The 22,762-nt window shown below is 68.5% G+C and carries 16 protein-coding genes; 7 read left to right on the forward strand and 9 right to left on the reverse strand.

What is annotated here, in order from left to right:
* Positions 1 to 76: 76 nt before the first annotated feature.
* Entirely contained in the window at positions 77 to 1,114 is a 1,038-nt protein-coding gene (locus ACT009_RS04175; RefSeq protein WP_445193112.1) for a cupin-like domain-containing protein, read from the reverse strand.
* 128 nt (positions 1,115 to 1,242) lie between these two features.
* Between ACT009_RS04175 and ACT009_RS04180 the strand changes: the two genes are divergently transcribed.
* The 4 genes from ACT009_RS04180 to ACT009_RS04195 are packed head-to-tail and all read left to right on the forward strand — an operon-like array spanning position 1,243 to position 6,144.
* Entirely contained in the window at positions 1,243 to 3,324 is a 2,082-nt protein-coding gene (locus ACT009_RS04180; protein ID WP_445193113.1) for a GDSL-type esterase/lipase family protein, read from the forward strand.
* A gap of 14 nt (positions 3,325 to 3,338) precedes the next feature.
* Positions 3,339 to 4,481, forward strand: a complete 1,143-nt coding sequence (locus tag ACT009_RS04185) for a fumarylacetoacetate hydrolase family protein (RefSeq protein WP_445193114.1) — start codon at positions 3,339 to 3,341, stop codon at positions 4,479 to 4,481.
* A complete protein-coding gene (locus tag ACT009_RS04190; RefSeq protein WP_445193115.1) occupies positions 4,478 to 5,263 on the forward strand; it encodes an SDR family NAD(P)-dependent oxidoreductase in 786 nt (261 codons plus the stop codon). The genes ACT009_RS04185 and ACT009_RS04190 overlap by 4 nt, the downstream gene beginning before the upstream one ends.
* Positions 5,254 to 6,144 carry an SMP-30/gluconolactonase/LRE family protein gene (locus ACT009_RS04195; RefSeq protein ID WP_445193116.1) on the forward strand — a complete coding sequence of 297 codons (891 nt, stop codon included), beginning with the start codon at positions 5,254 to 5,256 and terminating at the stop codon, positions 6,142 to 6,144. Before ACT009_RS04190 ends, ACT009_RS04195 begins: the two co-directional genes overlap by 10 nt.
* 110 nt (positions 6,145 to 6,254) lie before the next feature.
* Here the strand turns inward: ACT009_RS04195 and ACT009_RS04200 are convergent, their stop codons facing one another.
* The 3 genes from ACT009_RS04200 to ACT009_RS04210 all read right to left on the reverse strand — a co-directional run bounded on the left by ACT009_RS04200 (position 6,255) and on the right by ACT009_RS04210 (position 10,665).
* A complete protein-coding gene (locus ACT009_RS04200) occupies positions 6,255 to 7,691 on the reverse strand; it encodes a sugar porter family MFS transporter (protein WP_445193117.1) in 1,437 nt (478 codons plus the stop codon).
* 31 nt (positions 7,692 to 7,722) lie between these two features.
* On the reverse strand, positions 7,723 to 9,501 hold the full coding sequence (locus tag ACT009_RS04205; protein WP_445193118.1) for an IlvD/Edd family dehydratase: 1,779 nt from the start codon (positions 9,499 to 9,501) through the stop codon (positions 7,723 to 7,725).
* A 78-nt stretch (positions 9,502 to 9,579) separates the two neighbouring features.
* Positions 9,580 to 10,665, reverse strand: a complete 1,086-nt coding sequence (locus ACT009_RS04210; RefSeq protein ID WP_445193119.1) for a LacI family DNA-binding transcriptional regulator — start codon at positions 10,663 to 10,665, stop codon at positions 9,580 to 9,582.
* Between the two features lie 168 nt (positions 10,666 to 10,833).
* Between ACT009_RS04210 and ACT009_RS04215 the strand changes: the two genes are divergently transcribed.
* The 3 genes from ACT009_RS04215 to xylA are packed head-to-tail and all read left to right on the forward strand — an operon-like array spanning position 10,834 to position 14,728.
* Entirely contained in the window at positions 10,834 to 11,949 is a 1,116-nt protein-coding gene (locus ACT009_RS04215; RefSeq protein ID WP_445193120.1) for a glycoside hydrolase family 43 protein, read from the forward strand.
* 11 nt (positions 11,950 to 11,960) lie between these two features.
* On the forward strand, positions 11,961 to 13,421 hold the full coding sequence (xylB, locus tag ACT009_RS04220) for a xylulokinase (RefSeq protein ID WP_445193121.1): 1,461 nt from the start codon (positions 11,961 to 11,963) through the stop codon (positions 13,419 to 13,421).
* On the forward strand, positions 13,418 to 14,728 hold the full coding sequence (gene xylA, locus ACT009_RS04225) for a xylose isomerase (protein ID WP_445194009.1): 1,311 nt from the start codon (positions 13,418 to 13,420) through the stop codon (positions 14,726 to 14,728). The genes xylB and xylA overlap by 4 nt, the downstream gene beginning before the upstream one ends.
* A gap of 229 nt (positions 14,729 to 14,957) precedes the next feature.
* On the opposite strand, the gene ACT009_RS04230 is transcribed toward xylA, so the two are convergent.
* From ACT009_RS04230 to ACT009_RS04250, 5 genes are all read right to left on the reverse strand, one after another.
* On the reverse strand, positions 14,958 to 16,403 hold the full coding sequence (locus ACT009_RS04230; RefSeq protein WP_445193122.1) for a M48 family metalloprotease: 1,446 nt from the start codon (positions 16,401 to 16,403) through the stop codon (positions 14,958 to 14,960).
* The gene (locus tag ACT009_RS04235; RefSeq protein ID WP_445193123.1) at positions 16,400 to 17,740 is read right to left on the reverse strand and encodes a glycoside hydrolase family 27 protein; all 1,341 of its coding nucleotides are present in this window, start codon (positions 17,738 to 17,740) and stop codon (positions 16,400 to 16,402) included. The genes ACT009_RS04230 and ACT009_RS04235 overlap by 4 nt, the downstream gene beginning before the upstream one ends.
* Before the next feature lie 4 nt (positions 17,741 to 17,744).
* Positions 17,745 to 18,149: an acyl-CoA thioesterase gene (locus tag ACT009_RS04240; RefSeq protein ID WP_445194010.1), complete on the reverse strand. Its 405-nt coding sequence runs from the start codon at positions 18,147 to 18,149 to the stop codon at positions 17,745 to 17,747.
* Positions 18,150 to 18,489: 340 nt separating this feature from the next.
* On the reverse strand, positions 18,490 to 19,533 hold the full coding sequence (locus ACT009_RS04245) for a rod shape-determining protein (protein WP_445193124.1): 1,044 nt from the start codon (positions 19,531 to 19,533) through the stop codon (positions 18,490 to 18,492).
* A gap of 119 nt (positions 19,534 to 19,652) precedes the next feature.
* A complete protein-coding gene (locus ACT009_RS04250) occupies positions 19,653 to 22,565 on the reverse strand; it encodes an EAL domain-containing protein (RefSeq protein WP_445193125.1) in 2,913 nt (970 codons plus the stop codon).
* Positions 22,566 to 22,762 lie beyond the last annotated feature (197 nt).

Raw genomic sequence — 22,762 nt, forward strand, 5'->3', positions numbered from 1 at the left:
CGGCCGGCGCCTCATTGATAGCGCTCTCACCGGTGGCGATAAGCGTCGATGGCGGGCAGTGGCAAGCCCGCGGGCGTCAGCGCCCGAGCATCTTCAGCAGGTAAAGCCTGATCCGCTCGTTCCGTTCCGGGCTGCTCGGCCCGAGTACGCCTTGCGCCGCGAGCGGCAGGTGCGCCGACGCCGCCCCGCCGTCGTCGTCGAACACATAATGATCGAACCAGGCGCGCCAGCCGGCGCGCTCCGCGGCGGGCCGGTCGCGCACCGCCAGCAACGCGTGGATCAGCGCCTGGAACGGCGAAGCGCCCGCGTCGATCGTCCACCAGTAATTGCACAGCACGTTGAGCGTCCCGAACGACTGGACATGATGCCACCAGATCGCGGGCATGAAGAGCGCGTCGCCCGGCCCGAGATCGGCGACCAGCGCATGATCGAGCGCGTCGGCGTAGCGCGGATAGCGGGTCAGGTCGGGCGCGAGTGGATCGACCATGCTCGCGGGTGGCCCCGCCAGCGTGCGGTCGAGCGGGCCGACATAGAGGTTGCCGACCTGCTCCGGCGGGAACAGCGTGAAGCGGCGCTGCCCCGCCACCACGCAGGCGAGGTTGCTCGATTCGTCGAAATGGGTCGCGGTCTGGGTGGCGTTGCCGATCCACAGCCGCGGAGTCGCGTCGCCGAGCGGCAGATCGAGCGCGTTGGCGGCGGACCAGCCGGGCAGATGTTCGGGCGCGGTGGCGGCGTTGGCGTAGAGCGTGTGGCACTCGCCCGCAGGCAGCGGCGCCAGCTTGAGCAACTCGCCGAGCAAGGCGCCGAGCGGCACCTGCTGGCGGTGGAAGTTGAATCCCTCCAGCGCGTCGCCGCGGTAGAAGAACCGCCCGCGATGTTCGGGCGCGGCGATCAGTACCTCGAGCGGCCGACCACCCTGGTCGAGCCCGGCGAGATATTGCGCGATGGCGGCGTCGCCCCCCGCCGCCGCGGCGACGCTCGCCCAATGCGCGACCTGCCCGCGCAGGATCATCGGCGCCGATCGTGGCGCGATCTCGGCGGCGAAGGTCGCGGCATCGACCGCGGCGCGTTCATCGACACGGCGTTCGGTGGCGGCTGGATGGTCGATCTTCATGATGCGCACGATAACGGAAGCTACCGCCGGGCGCCACATCGCCAGGCAGCGGTGTGCCGGCCCAAGCCCTTGCGATTAGCCCTTCTTGGTTTAATGATAGCGCTAACGACAGCAATAGGGGCGGATCGATGACCAAGCGGTGGCCAACGGCGTTGGCGGGATGGCTGTTGCTCGTCACCGCCGCCGATGCGCAACACGCCTCTCCGCCCGCGATGGGCTGGACCGCGAGCTGGGGATCGGCGCAGATGATCCCCGAGGGCGAGAACATCCTTCCGGCCGATCGTGCCGCCGACGTGACGATCCGCCAGGTCGTGCGCTTGTCGGCAGGCGGCGACACGATCCGGGTGCGGCTGTCGAATGCGTTCGGCACCCGACCGCTGACGATCGGCGCCGCGCATCTCGCGCTCGCGACTGCCCCCGGCACACCCGCGATCGGCCGCGGCGAGCGCGTCAGCTTCGCGGGGCAGAAGACGGCGGTGATCCCGGCGGGCGCCGAGATCTATTCGGACCCGGTCAAGCTGGCGGTCGCACCGGGCGCGGACCTCGCGATCAGCCTCTATCTGGCCGACGCCGCCAGCCCGCAGACCAGCCATCCCGGTGCCCGCGCCACCAGCTTCGTGCTGCCCGGGGAGCATGTCAGCGACCGCCGGCTGGCCGGCGCGACGACGACGACGCGCTGGTATGCGATCGCGGATGTCGAGGTGGCGGGCGGCGCCGGCACGCTGGTCGCGATCGGCGATTCCATCACCGACGGCTACGGCGTGAAGCCCGAGCGCAACAGCCGCTGGACCGACGTGCTCGCCACCCGGATGCGCGGCGATCCGGCGACCCGGGGCATCGGCCTGGTCAATGCCGGAATCGGCGGCAACCGGGTGCTGCTCGACGGGCTCGGCCCCAATCTGCTGGCGCGGTTCGATCGCGACGTGATCGCGCGCAGCGGGGTGCGCTGGGCGATCCTGCTCGAAGGGGTCAACGACCTCGGCATGCTGACCCGCGATGCCCCGGTGACCCCAGCCCAGCACGCCGCGATCGTCGCGCAGGTTACAGCGGGCTTTCGCCAGGTCGTCGCGCGCGCGCATACCCATGGGATCAAGGTGACCGGCGGCACGATCATGCCCTTCGTCGGCAACGATTATTATCATGCGGGTGCCGACACCGAAGCCGATCGCCAGGCGATCAACCGCTTCATCCGCACCGCCGGCGTGTTCGATTCGGTGATCGACTTCGACCGGATCATGCGCGATCCCGCTCATCCCGACCGGCTGCTCCCCGCCTACGACTCGGGCGATCACCTGCATCCTTCGGAAGCGGGCTACCGGGTGATGGGCGAGGCGGTGCCGCTGACGCTGTTCGGCGGCGCTGGCTCGGGAGCGGGCGTGGCGGGCGCCGGACCCGAAATCGCGATCACCTTCGACGACATCCCGGTGCACGGCCCGATGATCGCGGGCGAGACCCGGCGCGACGTGGTCGGCCGGATCGCCGCGGCGCTGGCGGCGGCCAAGGTCCCCGCGTTCGGGTTCCTCAACGCGAGCGTTCCTGCCGCCGATGCGGCCGATGGCGACGCGGCGATCGCGGCGTGGCGGGCGGCGGGGCTGCCGATCGGCAACCACGGCTTCACCCACGCCAATCTCGACAAGGTCGGTGCGGCGGGGTTCACCGACGACATCCTGCGGAACGAAGCCAAGCTGGCGACGGTCGCCGGCGGCGCCGACTGGCACTGGTTCCGTTACCCTTTCCTCGCCGAGGGCAGCGATCCCGCAGCGCGCGACGCCGTCCGTGCCACGCTGAAGGCACGCGGCTACCGGATCGCGGCAGTGACGATGAGTTTTGCCGACTATAACTGGAACGAACCCTATGTCCGCTGCGTCGCCAAGCGCGATCAGGTGGGGCTCGCCAAGCTGGAGACCGCGTGGCTCGCCGATGCGCGCGCCGCGGTGCTGTCGTCGCAAGGGCGCGCCAAGGCGCAGTTGGGGCGCGATGTCCCTTACGTGCTGCTGATGCACGTCGGCAGCTTCGACGCGCACATGCTGCCGCGGCTGCTCGATCTCTACCGCTCGCTCGGTTTTCGCTTCGTGCCTCTCGCGCAAGCCGAGGCCGATCCCTATTACGCGTCGGCGATCGATCCCGCGCTGCCCGGACCGACCGCCTCGCTGGCGGGCTCGCCCGACCCCTTCCCGCTCGCCGGCCCTCCCGCCGGCCTGTGCAACTGACTGGAGAACGACGCGTGACCTTTGGCTTCGACCCCGCCGACGCACTCGGACCCGATTGGCGCGAGGGCCGCTGGATCGGGCGGATCGATCGTGGCGCGGGCCCGACCCCGGTGCTGATCGAGCATGGCGTGGTCCACGACATGGCGATGGTCGCGCCGACCGTGGCCGAACTGGTGGCGCGCGGCACGCTCGACGCGAGTGCGGGCGAGCCGATCGGCGAGCTCGATGCGCTCGGGCTGAGCGTGGGTGCGATCCCACGGCTGCTGAGCCCGATCGACCTCCAGTGCGTGAAGGCCGCGGGCGTGACCTTCGCGACCTCGGCGCTGGAGCGCGTGATCGAGGAGCAGGCACGCGGGGATGCGAGCGCGGCAGCTTCAGTGCGTGCGCGGCTGGAGGAGCGGATAGGCGGTGGGCTCGCGCGGGTCGAGCCGGGGACGCCGGAGGCGGCAACGCTGAAGGCGGCGCTGATCGAGGAAGGACTGTGGTCGCAATATCTGGAGGTCGCGATCGGCCCCGATGCGGAGATATTCACCAAGGCGCCGATCCTGTCGACGGTCGGCTGGGGCGCGGAGATCGGGGTGCGTTCCGATTCGACCTGGAACAACCCGGAGCCCGAGGTGGTGCTGCTGGTCGCCCCCGACGGGCGCGCGATCGGCGCGACGATCGGCAACGACGTCAACCTGCGCGACTTCGAGGGTCGATCGGCGCTGTTGCTCGGCAAGGCCAAGGACAACAACGCGTCGTGCTCGCTCGGTGCGTTCGTGCGGCTGTTCGACGACCGCTTCACGATGAACGCCGTGCGCAACGCGCAGGTGACGCTGCGGATCGAGGGAGCGGACGGGTACGAACTCGATGGCGCGAGCTCGATGGACCAGATCAGCCGCGATCCCGAGGAGCTGGTCCGCCAGGCGCTGAGCGAGCATCAATATCCCGACGGCTTCGTGCTGTTCCTGGGCACGCTGTTCGCGCCGACCAAGGACCGTGACGAGCCGGGCCGCGGCTTCACCCACAAGCCTGGCGACACCGTATCGATCGCGATGCCGGGGCTCGGCCGGCTGGTGAACCGCGTAACCACGTCGAAGGCGGCGCCGCCCTGGGAATTCGGGGTCGTGGCGCTGGTGCGCAATCTCGCCGCGCGCGGGTTGCTGGCGGCATGAGCGACACCCAACAGGCTGCGGCAGGCCGCGCGCTCTATCCGTCGCTGCGCGACAAACGCGTCATCGTCACCGGCGGCGGCTCCGGCATCGGCGCCGGGCTGGTCGAGGGCTTCGTCGCGCAGGGCGCCCGCGTCGCGTTCGTCGACGTCGCGGAGGACGACAGCCGTGCGCTGGTCGAACGGCTCGGCAACGGCACCGGGCATCGGCCGATCTTCCACCGGCTCGACCTCACCGATCTTGATGCATTGGGCGGCGTGTTCGCGACGATGATCGACGAGCTCGTCGGCGTCGACGTGCTGATCAACAACGCCGCCAACGACGATCGCCACACCGTCGAGCAGGTCACGCCGGCCTATTGGGATCAGCGGATGAACGTCAATCTGCGGCATCTGTTCTTCGCCGCGCAGGCGGTGGTGCCGTCGATGAAGGCGAACCGCAGTGGCGCGATCGTCAACTTCGGATCGATCAGCTGGCACCTCGCGCTCGCGGACCTCATCCTCTACCAGACCGCCAAGGCCGCGATCGAGGGCATGACCCGCAGCCTCGCGCGTGATCTCGGCCGCGACGGCATCCGTGTCAACGCGATCATCCCCGGCAACGTCCAGACGCCACGTCAGGAGAAATGGTACACACCCGAAGGCGAGGCCGAAATCGTCACCGCGCAATGCCTGGACGGCAGAATCCAGCCCGCCGACATCGCCGCGATGGCATTGTTCCTCGCCTCGGACGATGCCAGGATGTGCACCGGACATAATTACTGGGTGGATGCCGGGTGGCGCTGAACATCGAGGTTGAACGGGCCTGCAGCGTCGGCGCGACGCTCGGTGAAGGGCCGGTGTGGATTGGCGACGCCTTGTGGTTCGTCGACATCAAACAGCACAAGGTCCACCGCTTCGTGCCCGAGACCGGCGGTCTCGACAGCTGGACCGCGCCCGCGCAGGTCGGCTGGGTCCAGCCGCTGGCGAGCGGCGGGATGCTGGCGGGCCTGCAGAGCGGATTGCACCGTTTCGATCCCGCGACCGGCGCGTTCGACCTGCTCGTGGCGGTCGAGCCGCATGCGTCGGGCAACCGGCTGAACGATTCCTGCGTCGACCCTAATGGGCGGCTGTGGTTCGGATCGATGGACGACGGCGAACGCGCGCTCACCGGTCGCATCTACCGCGCCGACGCGCGTGGCATCGCGCCGGTGGTCGACGGCATCGCGATCACCAACGGCCCGGCGGTCGCGCCGGACGGGCGCACGCTATTTCATTGCGACACGCTGCGCGGGACGATCCACGCCTGCGACATCGGCGACGACGGCGCGCTGACCGGCTCGCGCGTGTTCGTGCAGGTCGATCCGGCGGTCGACGGCTATCCCGATGGACCTATCGTCGACGCCGACGGGCATGTCTGGGTCGGGTTCTTCTCGGGCTGGTGCGTGCGTCGTTATGCGCCCGACGGAAGCCTGGTAGCGAAGGTTCGCTTGCCGGTGGCGAACGTCACCAAGATCGCGATCGGCGGCGCCAATGGACGGACCGGCTATGCGACGACCGCCGCGAAGGGATTGAGCGACGAGGATCGCGCGAAGCAGCCGATGGCGGGAGATGTGTTCTCGTTCGACGCTGGGGTAGCGGGGCAGCCTGCGTTCGAAGTGCAGGCGTTGGGGTTGACGCTGCTCTGAACCAAGATGTGCTCCCGCGAAGGCGGGAGCACAGTACTGGGTCCCCGCCTTCGCGGGGACACATGGCGGCGCGAAGGCGGCGTGCCCCGAAGGACACGCCGCCTCCCCGATCAGCCTTCCATGTCCTCGAGCTCGCGCCCGCGGGTTTCCTGCACCATCGCCTTCACGAAGAAGAACGAGATCGCCGCGAAGATCGCGTAGCCGGTGTAGGTGACCGCCAGACCCGGCGAGACCGCCAGCGACGGGAAGCTCACCGAGATCGCAGCGTTGGCGATCCATTGCGCGAAGCCCGCAACCGCGAGGCCCGATCCGCGGATCTGGTTCGGGAACATCTCACCCAGCATCACCCACATCACCGGGCCCCAGCTGGCGTTGAAGAAGATCACGTAGAGGTTCGCCGCGACGAGCGCGAGGACGCCGTTGTTGCCGGGCAGCGACACCGCGCCGTCCGCCCCCGTCACCGCCGTCGAGAAGGCGTAGGCGACGGTCGCCAGCGTCACCGCCATGCCCGCCGAACCGACCAGCAGCAGCGGCTTGCGGCCGATCTTGTCGACGGTCGCGATCGTGAACAGGCACGCCGCGATCGACAGCACGCCGGACAGGATGTTGGTCTGGAGCGCGTAATCCTCCGAGAAGCCGACCGCCTCCCACAGCGTCGCGCCATAGTAGAACACGACGTTGATGCCGACTAGCTGCTGGAAGATCGCGAGGCCGATGCCCGCCCACAGGATCGGGCGGATCTTGCCGGTGCGCTTGTCGACGAGGTCGGAGAGCTTGGGCTTGTGGTGATCGGCGGCGAGCGAGTTGCGGATCTCGACGACCTTGCGATCGGCTTCGTCCGACCCGAACAGCCGGGTGAGCACGATGTGCGCCTCGGCCTCGCGGCCCTTGGTCACCAGGAAGCGCGGGCTTTCCGGGATCACGAGCAGCGCGAAGAAGTAGATCGCGGCCGGGATCGCCTGCAGCCAGAACATCCAGCGCCAGGCGGGGTAACCCATCCAGAATTCGGCAGTCGATCCCCCGGCGTAGCGCGCCAGCGCGAAGTTCGCGACGAAGGCGCCGGTCAGGCCGGTGATGATCATCACCTGTTGGAGGCTCGACAGCCGCCCGCGGATCGATGCCGGGGTAACTTCGGAGATGTACACGGGCGAGATCACGCTCGCCGCGCCGACGCCGAGGCCGCCGATGATGCGTGCGAAGATGAAGATGCCCGACCCGCTCGCGGCCCCCGCGAGCAGCGCGCTGCCGAGGAAGAGGATCGCGGAGATCATCATGACGTTGCGACGGCCGATCGCATCGGCCAGGCGCCCGGCGCCGAACGCGCCGATCGCCGACCCGACCAGGATCGCGCCGACGTTGACGCCGATCCCGAACCGACCCAGGTCGAAGGCTGCTTCAAGGCCCTTCTGGGTGCCGTTGATGACGCCCGAATCATAGCCGAACATGAACCCGCCGATCGTCGCCACCGCGACGATCGCGGTGATGAAGCCATGGTTGACCATGTCTCCTCCCGTTCCCGCTCCGCTTGCCCTTGTGGTGTCCGTCATGCTTCCTCTCCCTTGTCCGGTTCGTGCCGGCTTAGTGATTGTGCCGGGGCGTTTCTTCCGCGATCCGGCGATATTTGACCGCGAATTCGAGCACCGCGCCATCGGCGAGCTGCCCGGTCTTTTCGCGGTAGAGTTCCTCCCACGGCGTCTTGCTAGGCGGCACCGCCGGCGCGGGTTCGCCGCGGCGGCACTCGATCTCGGCATCGTCGACCAGCGCATTGCAACTGCCCGCCTTCAGGTCGATGCGGATGATGTCGCCGGTGCGCAGCCACGACAACCCCCCGCCGATCGCGCTTTCCGGGCTCGCGTTGAGGATCGACGGGCTGTCCGACGTGCCCGATTGACGCCCGTCGCCGAGCGTCGGCAGCGTCATGATGCCGCGCTGGATCAGGTGATCGGGCGGTTGCATGTTGACGACTTCGGCCGAGCCCGGCCACCCGATCGGGCCGGCACCGCGGATCACCAGGATTGAGTCCTCGTCGATCCCGAGCGCGGGATCGTTGATCCGGTGGTGGTAATCGTCCGAGCCGTCGAACACGACCGCGCGCGCCTCGAACACGTCCTCGGCACCGGGGCGCTGGAGATAGCGTTCGCGAAAGGCGGGAGAGATCACGCTGGTCTTCATGATCGCGACGTCGAACAGATTGCCCGACAGCACCAGGAAGCCCGCCTGTTCCTTCAGCGGCTGATCGAACCGGCGGATCACTTCGCGATCGGTGGTGGTGCGGCCGGTCAGGTTCTCCGCCAGCGTGCGCCCGGTGACGGTGAGGCAGTCGCCGTCGAGCTTGCCCGCGCCGAGCAGCTCGGTCATCACCGCGGGAACGCCGCCGGCGCGGTGGAACCGCTCGCCGAGAAAACGCCCGGCGGGCTGCACGTCGACCAGCAGCGGCAGGTCGTAGCCATGTTCGGACCAGTCCGCCGCGGTGATCTCGATCCCCGCATGCCGCGCCATCGCGTGAATATGCGGCTGCGCGTTCGACGATCCACCGATCGCGGTGACGACACGGATCGCATTGAGAAAGCTCTCGCGGGTCAGGATGCGCGACGGCTTCAGATCTTCGAACGCCATCTCGACGATACGGTGTCCGGTTTCGTAGGCGAACTGCCCTCGCTCGCGATAGGGCGCGGGGATCGCGGCGCAGCCGGTCAGCGACAGGCCGAGCGCCTCGGCAACCGCGTTCATCGTCGAGGCGGTGCCCATCGTGTTGCAGTGGCCGGCGGAGGGCGCGCTGTCGGTGGCGCGCTGGAGGAACTCTTCCTCGCTGATCTCGCCGGCGGCGAGCTTGCGGCGCGACCGCCAGATCACGGTGCCCGAGCCGACCAGCTCGCCCTCGTGCCAGCCGTCGAGCATCGGCCCGCCCGACAGCACGATCGCGGGAATGTCGACCGTCGACGCCGCCATGATCCCCGATGGCGTGGTCTTGTCGCAGCCCGTGGTCAGCACCACCGCGTCGATCGGGTAGCCGTAGAGCGTCTCGACCAGGCCGAGATAGGCGAGGTTGCGATCGAGCGCCGCGGTCGGGCGGCGGCAATTCTCGAAAACCGGGTGGACCGGGAATTCCATCGCGATCCCGCCCGCGTCGCGGATACCGTCGCGCACGCGCCGGGCAAGATCGAGATGGATGCGGTTGCAGGGCGAGAGGTCGCTGCCGGTCTGCGCGATGCCGATGATCGGCCGCCCCGACCGCAGCTCCGCGGGAGTCAGGCCGTAGTTCATGAAGCGTTCGAGGTAGAGCGCGGTCATGTCGGACCGCGCGGGATCGGCAAACCAATCCCGCGATCGAAAGGCACGGTCCGGTCGATCGGTCACGCGAAGCTCTCCTGCCGAACGCGACTGGTCACCAAGCCCGCGCGTTGCGTGTTATCGCTAACATCAATTCGCGCTCCGTCAAGCACGGCGCGTCGGTGGCCGGCGCCTGGGCGCGGCGTCGGATTGACGGCGGATCAGCGTGTAGTCGAGCGTGCGATGGCGTTCGCCGCGCTCGTTGTTGCGCGCGGTGCGGATGGTCGAGACGAGCAATTCGACCGCGGCCCGCGACATATCCGCGATCGGCTGGTGGATCGTGGTCAGCTCGGGCCAGATCGCGGTCGACAGCGTCGTATCGTCGAACCCGCACACCGTCAGGTCGCCCGGCACGTCGAGCCGCCGGCGATGCGCGACCGCGACGGTTGCCGCGGCCATGTCGTCGTTCGAGGCGAAGATCGCGGTCGGCGGGTCGTCCAGGTCGAGCAGCTGCTCCGCCGCGTCCAGCCCCGATCGATAGGTATAGAGCCCGTGGGTGATCAGCGCCTCGTCGAGCGGCACCCCGACCTCGCGCAGCGCGTCGCCATAGCCTTCGAGCCGGCGCGCGCTTGCGGACAGGTTGGGATTGCCGGTGATGAAGCCGATCCGGCGATGGCCGAGCGCCATGATGTGGCGGGTCATCGTCAATGCCGCTTCACGATCGTCGATCCGCACCGCGAGTTGATGGGTCGCCGGGAAGCCGGAGGCGACGACGACGGTCGGGATCTTCGCCTCGGCGAGCAGCGCCAGCACCGCCTGCGCCTCGCACAGCGGCGGCGGCAGAACTATACCGTCGATGCCGCCGTCGATCAGGTGCTTGGTAACTTCGATCTCGTGCTCGCCGAGTTCGCATTTCTCGACGATGATCTGAACGTCGCTGCGCGCGGCCTGATCGAGGCTGCCGAGCAGGAATTCGCTCAGGAAACCGGCGCTCGGGTTGCTGTACAGCAGGCCGATGCGGGTCTGCCCTGCCCCAGCGAGGTTCCGTGCCGCGGGGTTGGGCGCGTAGTTCAGCGCGGAGATGGCGGTGTTCACCGCGTCGCGCGTCGCCGGCCGGACATTGCTTTCGCCGTTGATCACGCGCGAGACCGTCATCGGCGACACCCCGGCACGACGCGCGACGTCGCTGATCGTGGGAGCGCTTCCAGCCCGACGAGACGGCTTGTTGATGACGGGCGCTGGTAGGTCCATAGCCTTCGATTAGCGCAACTCGACCCGGCGGCAAGTGGCTGATCATCGTGAACGAGCTTTTATAGGTGCGAAGACCTTGCCCCGCGTCCAACCATATGCTTTATGGTAGCGCTATCTATGCCGCAGGTGCGGTACGAAGATCTCGATAGAAGATCGCCCAGGAAAGGATTGCCAGTGAAGCGCGTTTCCCGACGAGTCGCCATCGCCGCCCTGCCCGTCGCCCTCGCCGCCGGCTACGCGACCGCGCAGACCGTCGCGGCGCCGAAGCCCGCCGCCAAGGCCGAGCAGCTCAGCCCCGACGGCAAGCGCTATCTGGCGCAGCCGCTGGTCACCGAGATCTATGCGGCCGATCCATCGGCGCACGTTTTCAACGGCAAGATCTACGTTTATCCGAGCCACGACGTCGACGCCGGCATCCCAGACGACGATCTCGGCAATCAATATGCGATGCACGACTATCGCATCCTGAGCATGGACCGGGTCGGCGGACCGGTGACGATCCATCCCGTCGCGATCGACGTGAAGGACATCCCCTGGGCGTCGAAGCAGACCTGGGCCCCCGATGCCGCGTACAAGAACGGCACCTATTACCTCTACATGCCTGCGCGCGACAAGCAGGGCGTCTTCCGCGTCGGGGTCGCGACCTCCAAGTCGCCGACCGGCCCGTTCAAGGCAGAGCCCGAGGCGATCCGCGGCAGCTATTCGATCGATCCCGCGGTGTTCACCGATGCGGACGGATCGAGCTACATGTATTTCGGCGGGATCTGGGGCGGGCAGCTCCAGCGCTGGGCGACCGGCACCTACGATCCGAACGGCGGCGACACCGACCTGAAGCAGGACGACAAGCCTGCGCTGTCGCCCAAGGTCGCGAAGCTGACCGCGGACATGAAGCAGTTCGCCGAAGCGCCGCGCGACGTCCAGATCGTCGACGCGGCGGGCAAGCCTATTCTCGGCGGCGACCATGATCGCCGATTCTTCGAGGCGTCGTGGTTGTTCAAGCGCGGCGGCAAATATTACTTCACCTATTCGACCGGCGATACGCACTTCCTGGCCTACGGGATCGGCGATACCCCTTACGGGCCGTTCCGCTATACCGGGCGGATCATGTCGCCGGTGCAGGGCTGGACGACGCACCACTCGATCGTCGCGTTCAAGAACCGCTGGTATCTATTCTACCACGACACCCAGCTGACCAATAAGAACCACCTGCGTTCCGCCAAGGTGACCGAGCTGTTCTTCAATCCGGACGGTACGATCCGCCCCATCGATCCCTTCGTAAAGTAAGCCACAGCCGCATGTTTCTTGGGATCGATATCGGTACGTCCGGGGTGAAGGCGGTCGTGCTCGACGCCGCCGGTGCGGTCGCGGGCCAGGGCACCGCCGCGCTTACGGTGCAGCGGCCGCAGCCCTTGTGGTCCGAACAGGATCCCGAAAGCTGGTGGCTTGCGACCATCGCCGCGGTGCAGGCGATCGATCCGGACGTCCGGCGATCGGTGCGCGGCGTCGGGCTCGCGGGACAGATGCACGGGGCGACGCTGCTCGATGCCGACGACAAGCCGATCCGGCCCGCGATCCTGTGGAACGACGGACGCAGCTTCGCGGAATGTGCGGCGCTGGAGCAGGCGGTGCCCGATCTCCGCGAGATTGCGGGCAACATCGCGATGCCGGGCTTCACCGCGCCGAAGCTGCTTTGGGTGCGCAATCACGAACCCGATGCGTTCGCCAGGATCGCGACGGTGCTGCTGCCGAAGGATTATGTCCGACTGCGGATGACGGGCGACAAGGCGTCGGACCTGTCGGATAGTGCGGGCACGTTGTGGCTCGACGTCGGGAAGCGGCAGTGGAGCACTGCGCTGCTCGACGCCTGCGGGCTGACCGAGGCCCAGATGCCGGCGCTGTTCGAAGGCTCGGCGATCACCGGCACGTTGACCGCCGAGGTCGCCGAACTCTGGGGCATGCCGCAGGTGCCGGTCGCGGCAGGCGGCGGCGACAACGCTGCGGGCGCGGTCGGCGTCGGCGTGGTCCGCGACGGCGACGCGCTGCTGTCGCTCGGCACGTCGGGCGTGATCTTCGTCGCCACCAAGGATTTCCGCCCCAACCCGGCGCGCGCGGTTCACGCCTTCTGCCACGCGCTGCCGGGCATGTGGCATCAGATGTCGGTGCATCTGTCCGCCGCTTCGTGCATCGACTGGGTCGCGCGGATCACCGGCGCCGCCGGCGCCGCCGACCTGTTCGCGCGCGCCGAAGCCGCGGGCCCGGCGAGCGGCCCGGAGATCTTCCTCCCTTATCTCTCCGGCGAGCGCACCCCGCACAACGATGCCGAGGTGCGTGGCGCGTTCCTCCGGCTCGACAACGATACCGATGCCGGCCGGCTGTCGCAGGCGGTGCTGGAAGGCGTCGCCTTCGCGCTCGCCGACGGGCTCGACGTGCTGCGCGAGGCGGGTACGACGGTCGAACGGCTCGCGGTCATCGGCGGCGGCGCACGATCGAGCTATTGGGGTCGCGTGATCGCCGCTGCCATGGAGGTCGAGCTGGTCTATCTGCAAGGCGGCGAGGTCGGCCCCGCGCTCGGCGCGGCCCGACTGGCGCAGCTCGCGGTCGACGGCGGCGATCCCGCGACGATCTGCGTGGCCCCGCCGGTATCGCACACCGTCTCGCCCGATCCCGCGCTGGTCGCGGCGCTGGCCGACAAGAAGATCGCCTTCCGCGAAGCCTATTCCCGCATTTCTCCGCAATCCACGCCAAGGAACCACTGATGTCCGACTTCTTCGCCGATATACCTCCGATCGCCTATGAGGGCCCGGACAGCCGCAACGAGCTCGCCTATCGTTTCTACGACAAGGACAAGGTCGTGCTCGGCAAGCGGATGGAGGATCATCTCCGCTTCGCCGCTTGCTTCTGGCATACCTTCTGCTGGCCGGGCAGCGACGTGTTCGGCGGCCCGACCTTCAACCGCCCGTGGCACAGCGGCGCCAACGACAGCGCCGCCGCGGCGCAGAAGCGCGAGGTCGCGTTCGAATTCTTCCAGAAGCTCGACGTGCCGTTCTACTGCTTCCACGACGTCGACGTCATGGCGGACGCCGCCAACGTGACCGAGCATCGCCGCTTCTTCGCCGAGGCGGTCGACCATCTCGAACAGCTCCAGGCCTCGTCGGGTCGCAAGCTGCTGTGGGGCACCGCCAATCTGTTCAGCCACCCGCGCTTCGCCGCCGGCGGCGCGACCAACCCCGATCCCGAGGTGTTCGCGTTCGGCGCGATGCAGGTCCGCGACGCGCTCGAGGCGACCCATCGCCTCGGTGGGCAGAACTACGTGCTGTGGGGCGGTCGCGAGGGCTACGAGACGCTGCACAACACCGACATGAAGCGCGAGCTCGACAATTTCGGTCGCTTCCTGAGCCTGGTCGTTGAGCACAAGCATAAGATCGGATTCACCGGCACGATCCTGATCGAGCCGAAGCCGCACGAGCCGACCAAGCACCAGTACGACTTCGACACCGCGACCGTTTACGGCTTCCTGAAGCGCTACGGGCTGGAGAACGAGGTCAAGGTCAACATCGAGGCGAACCACGCCACGCTGTCCGGCCACACCTTCGAGCACGAGATCGCCACCGCGCGCGCGCTCGGCATCTTCGGGTCGATCGACGCCAATCGCGGCGACCCGCAGAATGGCTGGGATACCGACCAGTTCCCCAATTCGGTCGAGGAGCTGACGCTCGCGATGCTCGAGATCGTCCGTGCCGGCGGCTTCACCACCGGCGGGTTCAACTTCGACGCCAAGGTGCGGCGCCAGAGCATGGATCCGGCCGACCTGTTCTACGGCCATGTCGGCGGCATCGACGTCGTCGCCAAGGGCCTGCTCAACGCCGCCGCGATCATCGAGGACGGGCGTCTCGATAAAATCCGCACCGATCGCTACGCCGGCTGGGACGGCGAGATCGGCAACGCGCTCGCCGAACGCGACCTGGCAGGCATCGCCGACCTGGCGATCGAGCGCGACCTCGATCCGCAGCCCCGCAGCGGGCAGCAGGAGCGCATCGAGAATCTGATCAACCGGTTCCTCTGATCCTTTCGTTCACCTGATCCAAGCCTCCCCTGGCCGGCTGCGACTTCCTCGCAGCCGGCAATTTTTTTGGGAAACAGCCGGCATGTTGTCTGACCACCCCGGCGAAGGCCGGGGCCCAGATACGCGACGCAACTTGGCGGGCGCATCGCTACCTTACATCCGCTCTCGCAACTGGGCCCCGGCCTCCGCCGGGGTGGTATGGAGAGTTAGCGCAAGTGACTCGACCGCCCTACCGCCCGTCGGCGTAGGTCACGATCTTCACCAGTTCCCCCGCCTTCACCCGCCGGCCTTCGTCGCGGCCGTTCAGCATCAGGAACAGCGCGCGGGGGGCCGGGTCGGCCATGCGGCGAGACAGGGTGTCGACACTGTCCCCCGGCCCTGCCCGCACCGTCCGGATCACGCGCGGGCGCAGTTGCGCGACCTCGGCGTCGGATAGCGGGCGGAACGAGGCGAACAACGCCGCCAGTGCTGCGGCGCTCCGGTTCGCGGGCGGCGAGATCATGATGAAATGATAGGCGCGGCCCTGGCCGCCGTCATAGACCGCGATCGACAGCGGCACCGCCCCCTGCTGTACCGCCAGCCGCAATTGCATGATCACCGCGGGCAGCCCGTTGATCGTCACTTGATCGGCGGCGATCACGTCGGCCTTGCCGTTGCTGACGACGTGGCGCGCGAGCAGCTCGGCATAATTGCCGATCCCGCCCGGAGGCAGCGTGCCGCCCCCGAACTCGCCCGCGACGCCGTCGGGGCCGCTCAGCCGGATCGCCTGCGGACTGTTGGTGAGCGAGAAACCTTCGGGTGCGGCGAAGAATATCCGCATCACCGGGTGCGCGAACCGGCGGCCGAGCACGAAGCCCTGTTCGGGATCGTCGCCGTAGAGCAGCCCGTCGACTTCGGCGAGAAACGGCGCCGCGCGCTCGGGCAGCGCGCCGTCGGCGAGGCCGGTGGCCTTGGCGGCGGCACGGGTGCGCTCGATCCGGTGTTCGGTCAGCGGATGGCTCAACGTCCATTCGGGGATGCTGCGTGCCTCGTCGCGGCCATCGGTGCTGAGCATGAAGCGCTGCTGCCGTCCGAGCGCGCCGAGCATCTCGGCAGCGGCATAGGGGTCGTAGCCGGTCGCGCGCAAATAGCGCACGCCGAGATCGTCGGCCTCATTTTCCTGGTTCCGGGAATAGCGCAGCGTGAAATATTGTGCCGCCTGCCCGGCCAGCCGGGTCAGGCGATCCGACCCGGTCAGCCCGACCGCGATCACGCCCAGCCGTCGCCACAGCGAGCGGCGCTGCTGGCGTTGCGAATGGCTGGCGACGATGTGGCCGACCTCGTGCCCGATCACCGAGGCAAGCTCGGCCTCGTTGGTCATCACCGCGACCAGCCCGCGGGTGACGTAGATGTAGCAGCCGGGCACCGCGAAGGCGTTGACGACGTCGCTGTTGACCAGGGTGAAGGTGCATTGCCCCGGCAGCCCCGCGGCGGTGGCGATGCGGTCGCCGATCGCGGAGACGTAGCGCGCTTCCTCGCCGGGATAGGCGCCGCCGAACTCGGCGAGCAGCTTGGGATGTTGCTCGGCGCCCAGCGCGCGGTCTTCGGCGGTGACCTGTGGCGGGCCGTCATCGGGGGCGGGTTCGCCGCAGCCCGCGAGCAACAGCGCGCCGGCGAGCGCGACGCGGCGGATCATGCAACCAGCCGGTAGAGCCCGGCGCCGTGCGGTGGGATCGGCCGAACCAATCGATCCGCGATGCGGCCGATCGATCGTCCGCTCCACAGGTCGTGGGCTTCTGCGCTGCCGGTGATGCCGAGATCGCGCAACGGCAGCCCGACCTCACGCGGTTTGTCGCCGGTGTTGAACAGCGCGACATAGCGGTCGCCGTTGGCGGCGCGGGCCGACCAGATCCGGGCGCCGTCCTCGACATAATGCGGGCGGTTGTCGGTGCTCGACTGGTTGATTGCGATCACCGCCCGGTTGGTGAGCAGGGCGAGCGTCGCGGCGTCGAGGTGGCGCAGGTCGCCGCCCATGATCAGCGGTGACCGTGCGATCGACCACAGGGTCATCAGCGTGCGCTGTTCGTCGGGCGTGAACTTGGTATCGCGCTTGCCGAGCGCGAGGCGGCCGAGCGGCAGCATGTCGGCATCGGGCCACCCGCCCGGGCGACGCGCCGCGTTCCAATTTTCCAGCCGCACGAACTGCGCCTCCAGCAACGGCCATTCGTCCCAGAAATCGTCCGAGATCCGCCACATCTGCGCATAGCGGCGGACGTGGTCGGCGCGCGGCACCGGGGTCTCGCCCGGCGACAGGCTGAGGATCATCGGCCGACCGGTCGCCGCAATCGCGTGGTGCGCGGCCTCGATCTCCGGCGCGTGCGAATCATAGGGGCGGCTCATGTCGTCCATCTTGACGAAATCGACGCCCCAGGAGGCGTAGAGCGCGAAGACGCTGTCATAATATGCCTGCGCGCCGGGCTTGCGCATGTCGACGCCGTACATGTCGGGGTTCCACGAACACACGCTGGTAACGTCGGCGATGTCGGCAGCGCGGTAGCGGGTGCCCAGCACCGGCAGGTTGCGCTGGACCGCCAGCCGAGGGATGCCGCGCATCAGGTGGATCCCGAATTTCAGCCCCAGCGCGTGGACCTCGGCGGCGAGCGGCGCGAAGCCGCTGCCGCCGGCGCTCGACGGGAAGCGATTGGGTGCCGGGAGCAGCCGGCCATAGCCGTCCATCGCAGGCTTCGGGTCGCGATTATAGGCGTAGCTCGACGCCTCGGGCTCGTACCATTGGATGTCGACGGTGAAGACGTCATAGCCGAACGGCAGCAGCTGCGCCGCCATGATCCGCGCGGTCTCTCGCGCCTGCGCCTCGGTGATCGTGGTCGCGAAGCTGTTCCAGCTGTTCCACCCCATCGGCGGGGTCGGCGCGAGCGGTAGCCGTTTCGCTTTGGTCGTCGCCGCGGCAGGCGTGGCGAACGACGCCGCCAGGCCGGCGGCGAGTAGCGTGCGCCGGTCTACGCCATCGGTCATGCGATCAGGCTTCGGCCGGGAAGAAGCGCTGGACGATGTCGCGTGCCAGCCGCGCCGGGCGCAGGGTGTCGGCATCGACGCAGCACCAGCTCGACTTCACCTCCGCCAGCACTTCCTCGCCCCGCTTGATGATCGTTTCGTAGAAGGCGCGCGCGCCCTGCACGCGTTCGAGCAGCACGGTCGCAATCACGTCGTCGCCGAGGAACGTCGGCTTGCGATAGGTAATCTCGTGCTTCAGCGCGATCCACAGATGCTGCGCGACCGCCTCCGCGGGCGCCAGCGTCCGCCAATGATCGATCACCGCCGCCTGCACCCACTTCAGATAGCTGGCATTGTTGACATGGCCCATGAAATCGATGTCGGCGGGATCGACCCCGATCGGATAGAGATGCGTGCGGGCTTCGGTCATGGCCATGTCAGTCCAGCATCCCGTTCGAATCGTGCGATCGCATCATCATAGCCGAAAGGGTATCGATTCGGTGTTGCGAAACGTGTCAGCCGCGACCAATCCTTCCCTTGCCCGTCGGGCGATCGCGTATGTCGCTGCCTCCTAATCTTCTTCCGTCACCCCGGACCCGATCCGGGGTCCCGCTTACCGCACAAGGCCGGTTCGTAATCTTGAGAGAAAGCGGGACCCCGGATCAAGTCCGAGGTGACGAAGCTTAGGGGTATGATGACGACTCAGGCTGAACGAGCAGCCAAACATACGCGATCCCCATTCGCCAGGGTAGGATCGTACCCTCCCCAGCTCAATCCAGCGTCATCACCCCGCGGTAGATCGGATCCTCCATCGCCAGGCCGGCGCCGGTGGCGACGCAGGTCAGCGCGTTTTCGGCGACGATCACCGGCAGTCCGGTCGCGCGTGCGAGCACCTCGTCGAGGTTGGCGAGCAGCGCCCCGCCCCCGGTCATGACGATGCCCTGGTCGCAGATGTCGGCGGCGAGCTCGGGCTCGGTATGTTCGAGCGCGCTCAGCACCGTCTCGACGATCTGGCCGACCAGATCGGCGAGCGCGATGGCGATGTCGGCCTGGCTGACCTCGATCTCCTTGGGCACCCCGGCGCGCAAGTCGCGGCCACGAACCGGCAGGATGATCCCGCGGCCGTCGTCCGGCGCGCGGGCGACCCCGATCGCGAGCTTGACCCGCTCCGCGGTGGCCTCGCCGATGATGAGGTTGTATTTGCGGCGGATCGCGGAGGCGATCGCATCGTCCATCTTGTCGCCGCCGACCCGTGCCGAGGTGCTGTACGCCAGTCCGCGGAGCGACAGCACCGCGACCTCGGTGGTGCCGCCGCCGATATCGACGACCATCGCGCCGACCGGCTCGGTGACCGGCAGCCCAGCGCCGATCGCCGCCGCCATCGGTTCCTCGATCAAGTGGACCCGGTGCGCACCAGCGCTGGTCGCGGCCTGGCGGATCGCGCGACGCTCGACGGGAGTGGCGCCCGAAGGGATGCAGATCGCCACCTCGGGACGGCGCGGCAGCCGGCTGGGGCCGCCATGCGCCTTGTCGATGAAGAACTTGATCATCTGTTCGGCGACGTCGAGATCGGCGATCACGCCGTCGCGCATCGGCCGTACCGTGACGATGCCTTCCGGCGTCTTGCCCATCATCAGCTTGGCCTCTGCGCCGACCGCGCGGACCCGTTTGACGCCGTCGCGGGTCTCGATCGCGACCACCGAGGGTTCGTTGAGGACGATCCCGCGCCCGCGGAGATAGACGACGGTGTTCACGGTGCCGAGGTCGATCGCGATGTCGCTCGACGGCAGGGAGAAGAATCGGGGAAAGCGCATGGTCGGCGAAACACTCGGTGACGGGCGCGGGCAGGCTGCCGGCGCGGCGTCGACGCTGTCGAGCGAAACGCCGCGGCGTCAACCCGCGTGCGCCGTGCCGCCCGACACTGGCGACGGCGTCAGTAGGTGGCGGTCCAGTCGAACCGGTCGGCACCGACCGCTGGCGAGAACAGATAGCCCTGCGCGAGGCTGCAGCCGCCACGCCGCAGATGGTCGAGCTGCTCGACGGTCTCCACCCCTTCCGCCACGCACTGCGTATCGAGCGCGACGGACAGCAGCAGCACCGCTTCCACCACGGCGCGATCGGTGCGGTTCGACAGCCCGGCGACGAACGACCGGTCGATCTTGATCGCGTCCATCGGATAGCGCGACAGATGCGACAGCGACGAGAAGCCGGTGCCGAAATCGTCGAGCGCGATCGTCACGCCCGCCGCGCGCAGGATCGCGAGTTCGGCGACCGCGCCCTCCACCCCCGCACCGAACAGCGCGGTCTCGGTCACTTCGACCTCGATCGCGCTCGCGGGGACCCCGTGAGTCGCGATCGCCCCGAGCAGCCGATCGGCATAGCCGCGGGTCGCGATCTCGCGCGGCGACGCGTTGAGCGCCACTCGCCCGATCGGCACCCCCGCGTCTAGCCAGCCGCGGATGTCCGCCAGCACCGCATCGATCATCACCGCGCCGACGATCGAGGCGAGTTCGGGATCGTCGAACGCCGCGGCGATCGTCCCGGCGAGCTGCAGGCCATGGCGCGGATGATGCCAGCGCAGCAGCGCCTCGGCGCCGACGACGCGCATCGTCCGCAGGCAGACCTTGGGCTGGTAATAAGGCGTGATCGAGCCGCGCGCGATCGCCTCGCGCGCCAGCCGCAGCATCGACACCTGGCCCTGCAGGCCGGCGCGCATCGCCGACGCGAAGGGCAGCACCGCATGCCGCCCCGCCGCCTTCGCCGAATAGAGCGCGATGTCCGCGGCCTGGAGCAGCGTCGAGGCGTCCTCGCCGTCGCGCGGATAGGTCGAGACGCCGACGCTGGCGCGGACGTCGACCTTGCGCTCGCCAAGTTCGCACGGCGTCTGCAACCGAGTAAGGATCGATTCGCCGAGCCGGACCGCGGCGGCATTGTCGACATCGGGCAGCGTCAGCACGAATTCGTCGCCGCCGAAGCGCGCGACGGTGGCGCCCGCCGGCAGATCGAGCGCCAGCCGCGCCGCCACCTCGACTAGCAGCGCATCGCCGGCCTGATGGCCGAGCGTGTCGTTGACCAGCTTGAAATCGTCGAGGTCGACCAGCAGCAGCGACGACGGTGCGATCGACGACGACACCAGCTCCTCGAGCACGCGCTGGAATGCCGCCTTGTTTGGCAGGCCGGTCAGCGCGTCGTGGGTCGCCGCCCAGCCGACCGCATCCTGCGCCAGCTTTTCCTCGGTGACGTCGCGCACCGTGATCAGCACCCGCAACACGGCGGCATCGGGCGCGTGGATGACGTGGCCACCGGTCGCTATCCAGCGCAGCGCGCCGTCGTTCTTGCGCAGGATGCGGCGGAGCCCTTGGAAGCCGTGCCGGAAATCGCCGGCAATCGCGCGGCGGTGCTGATCCTCCGCCTCGGGGCGATCGTCGGGATGGAGGATCGCGAAATAGGTTTCGGGGCCGGCGGGCGTCGTCGCGTCGACCCCGAAGATGCGGCGCAATTCGGACGACCAATGCTCGCGATTGTCCGCGACCGAATAATCGGAGATGCCGAGCCCCGCCGCTGCGGTCGCGAGCCGAAGCCGTTCCTCGCTGAGCCGCAGCTCCGCCTCGGTCTGGCGGCGATCGCTGAGGTCGAGCATCGCACCGATCGCGCGAGTGACGCGACCCTTGTCGTCGCGCAGCAGCGATCCGCAATCGAGTACCTGCGCATAGCTGCCGTCGCCGCGGCGGAACCGATATTCCGCGGTCCAGCGCGCATCGCCGTCGCGGATCGCGCGATCCAGGCTGTCGGCGACCCGATCGCGGTCCTGCGGGTGGATGTGGCTGGTCCAGAAGCTGCCGACATCGGTGTCCGCGGTGATCGCGTGCCCGAAGGTGTCCTGCATGCCTTCGGACCACATGATCGTGTCCCCGACCAGATCATGGTCCCAGAACACGTCGCGGGTGGCGAGCGCGGCGAAACGGTAGCGTTCCTCGGCCTGCGCGAGCTCGGCCTCCGCGATCACAGCGTCGTGGATGTCCTCGGTCGAACCGTACCAGCGGAAGATCGTGCCGTCGTCGTGCCGCCGCGCGGCGGCGCGCGATCGCACCCAGCGCTGGGTGCCGTCATGCGTCAGCACGCGGAACCGCACGTCGAGCGGCGTGCCGGTGGTCAGCGCCAGCTCGACCGCCTTCAGCACGCCCGGCAGGTCCTCGTGATTGGCGATGCCGAACCATCCCTTGGCCAGCGCCTGCTCGGCGGTCTGGCCGGTGAAGCGGCACCAGCGTTCGTTGAAGTGGAGGATGCGGCCCTGAGGATCGGCGATCCACGGCATCTGCGGGTTGAGCTCGACCGCGTGGCGATAATGCGCCTCGCTGTCGCGCAGCTGGCGCTCGGCGGTGCAGCGCGCGGTCAGGTCGGTGACGACCTCGATCGCGCCGATCAGCGAGCCGGTCGCGTCGAACAGCGGCGTCGCGTCGGAAGCGAAGAAGATCTCGCGCCCGTCCGCGCGGCGCGCCATCGCCTCGATCCCGTGCACCGCCTCGCGCGTGGCGAGCGCCTGCGCCAGGCCGCTCTTGCTGGCGGGCAAGGGGACGCCCTCGCCGTCGAAGATCGGCCATACCGACGCGTGTGCATCGCCGAGCGCGGGGGCGCGCCCCCACAGCGCGACCGCGGCCTCGTTGAAGAAGGTCAGCCGGGCATCGGCGTCGGTCATGCACAATGCGACCGGTACGACCGCGAGCAGCGCGGTGCCCGACAGCGCCGCCGAGTCGGCGGTCGCCAGATACTGCCACGCGGCCGGCATCCCCGGCGCGGCAGCGGGGCGCGCCTGCGGATCGCTGTCGAAATCGGCCGAATGCAGCACCGTGGAGAACCTTGTTGACGAACGCGTGACGCCGGAACGACCCGGCCCGTGACGGGCTTAGACCGCGCGTCTTAAACATCGGTTTAGCTTAGATTACCATCCGCATGTGGACTGGTTGGGGGTGGAGCGCGTCTGGTGGCGGGGCTAGCTGTATCGAACTCAGGTCCTCCCCGGGCGGGCAGGGCGATCGCATAGGA

The organism is Sphingomonas sp. Tas61C01, from assembly GCF_052567495.1.

Excerpts from the sequence above, each read along its gene's own strand:
- ACT009_RS04200 (WP_445193117.1), bottom strand. The coding sequence starts at position 7,691 with ATGACGGACACCACAAGGGCAAGCGGAGCGGGAACGGGAGGAGACATG.
- ACT009_RS04235 (WP_445193123.1), bottom strand. The coding sequence starts at position 17,740 with ATGACCGATGGCGTAGACCGGCGCACGCTACTCGCCGCCGGCCTGGCG.
- ACT009_RS04210 (WP_445193119.1), bottom strand. The coding sequence starts at position 10,665 with ATGGACCTACCAGCGCCCGTCATCAACAAGCCGTCTCGTCGGGCTGGA.
- ACT009_RS04175 (WP_445193112.1), bottom strand. The coding sequence starts at position 1,114 with ATGAAGATCGACCATCCAGCCGCCACCGAACGCCGTGTCGATGAACGC.
- xylB (WP_445193121.1), top strand. The coding sequence starts at position 11,961 with ATGTTTCTTGGGATCGATATCGGTACGTCCGGGGTGAAGGCGGTCGTG.
- ACT009_RS04180 (WP_445193113.1), top strand. The coding sequence starts at position 1,243 with ATGACCAAGCGGTGGCCAACGGCGTTGGCGGGATGGCTGTTGCTCGTC.
- ACT009_RS04240 (WP_445194010.1), bottom strand. The coding sequence starts at position 18,149 with ATGACCGAAGCCCGCACGCATCTCTATCCGATCGGGGTCGATCCCGCC.
- ACT009_RS04230 (WP_445193122.1), bottom strand. The coding sequence starts at position 16,403 with ATGATCCGCCGCGTCGCGCTCGCCGGCGCGCTGTTGCTCGCGGGCTGC.
- ACT009_RS04190 (WP_445193115.1), top strand. The coding sequence starts at position 4,478 with ATGAGCGACACCCAACAGGCTGCGGCAGGCCGCGCGCTCTATCCGTCG.
- ACT009_RS04245 (WP_445193124.1), bottom strand. The coding sequence starts at position 19,533 with ATGCGCTTTCCCCGATTCTTCTCCCTGCCGTCGAGCGACATCGCGATC.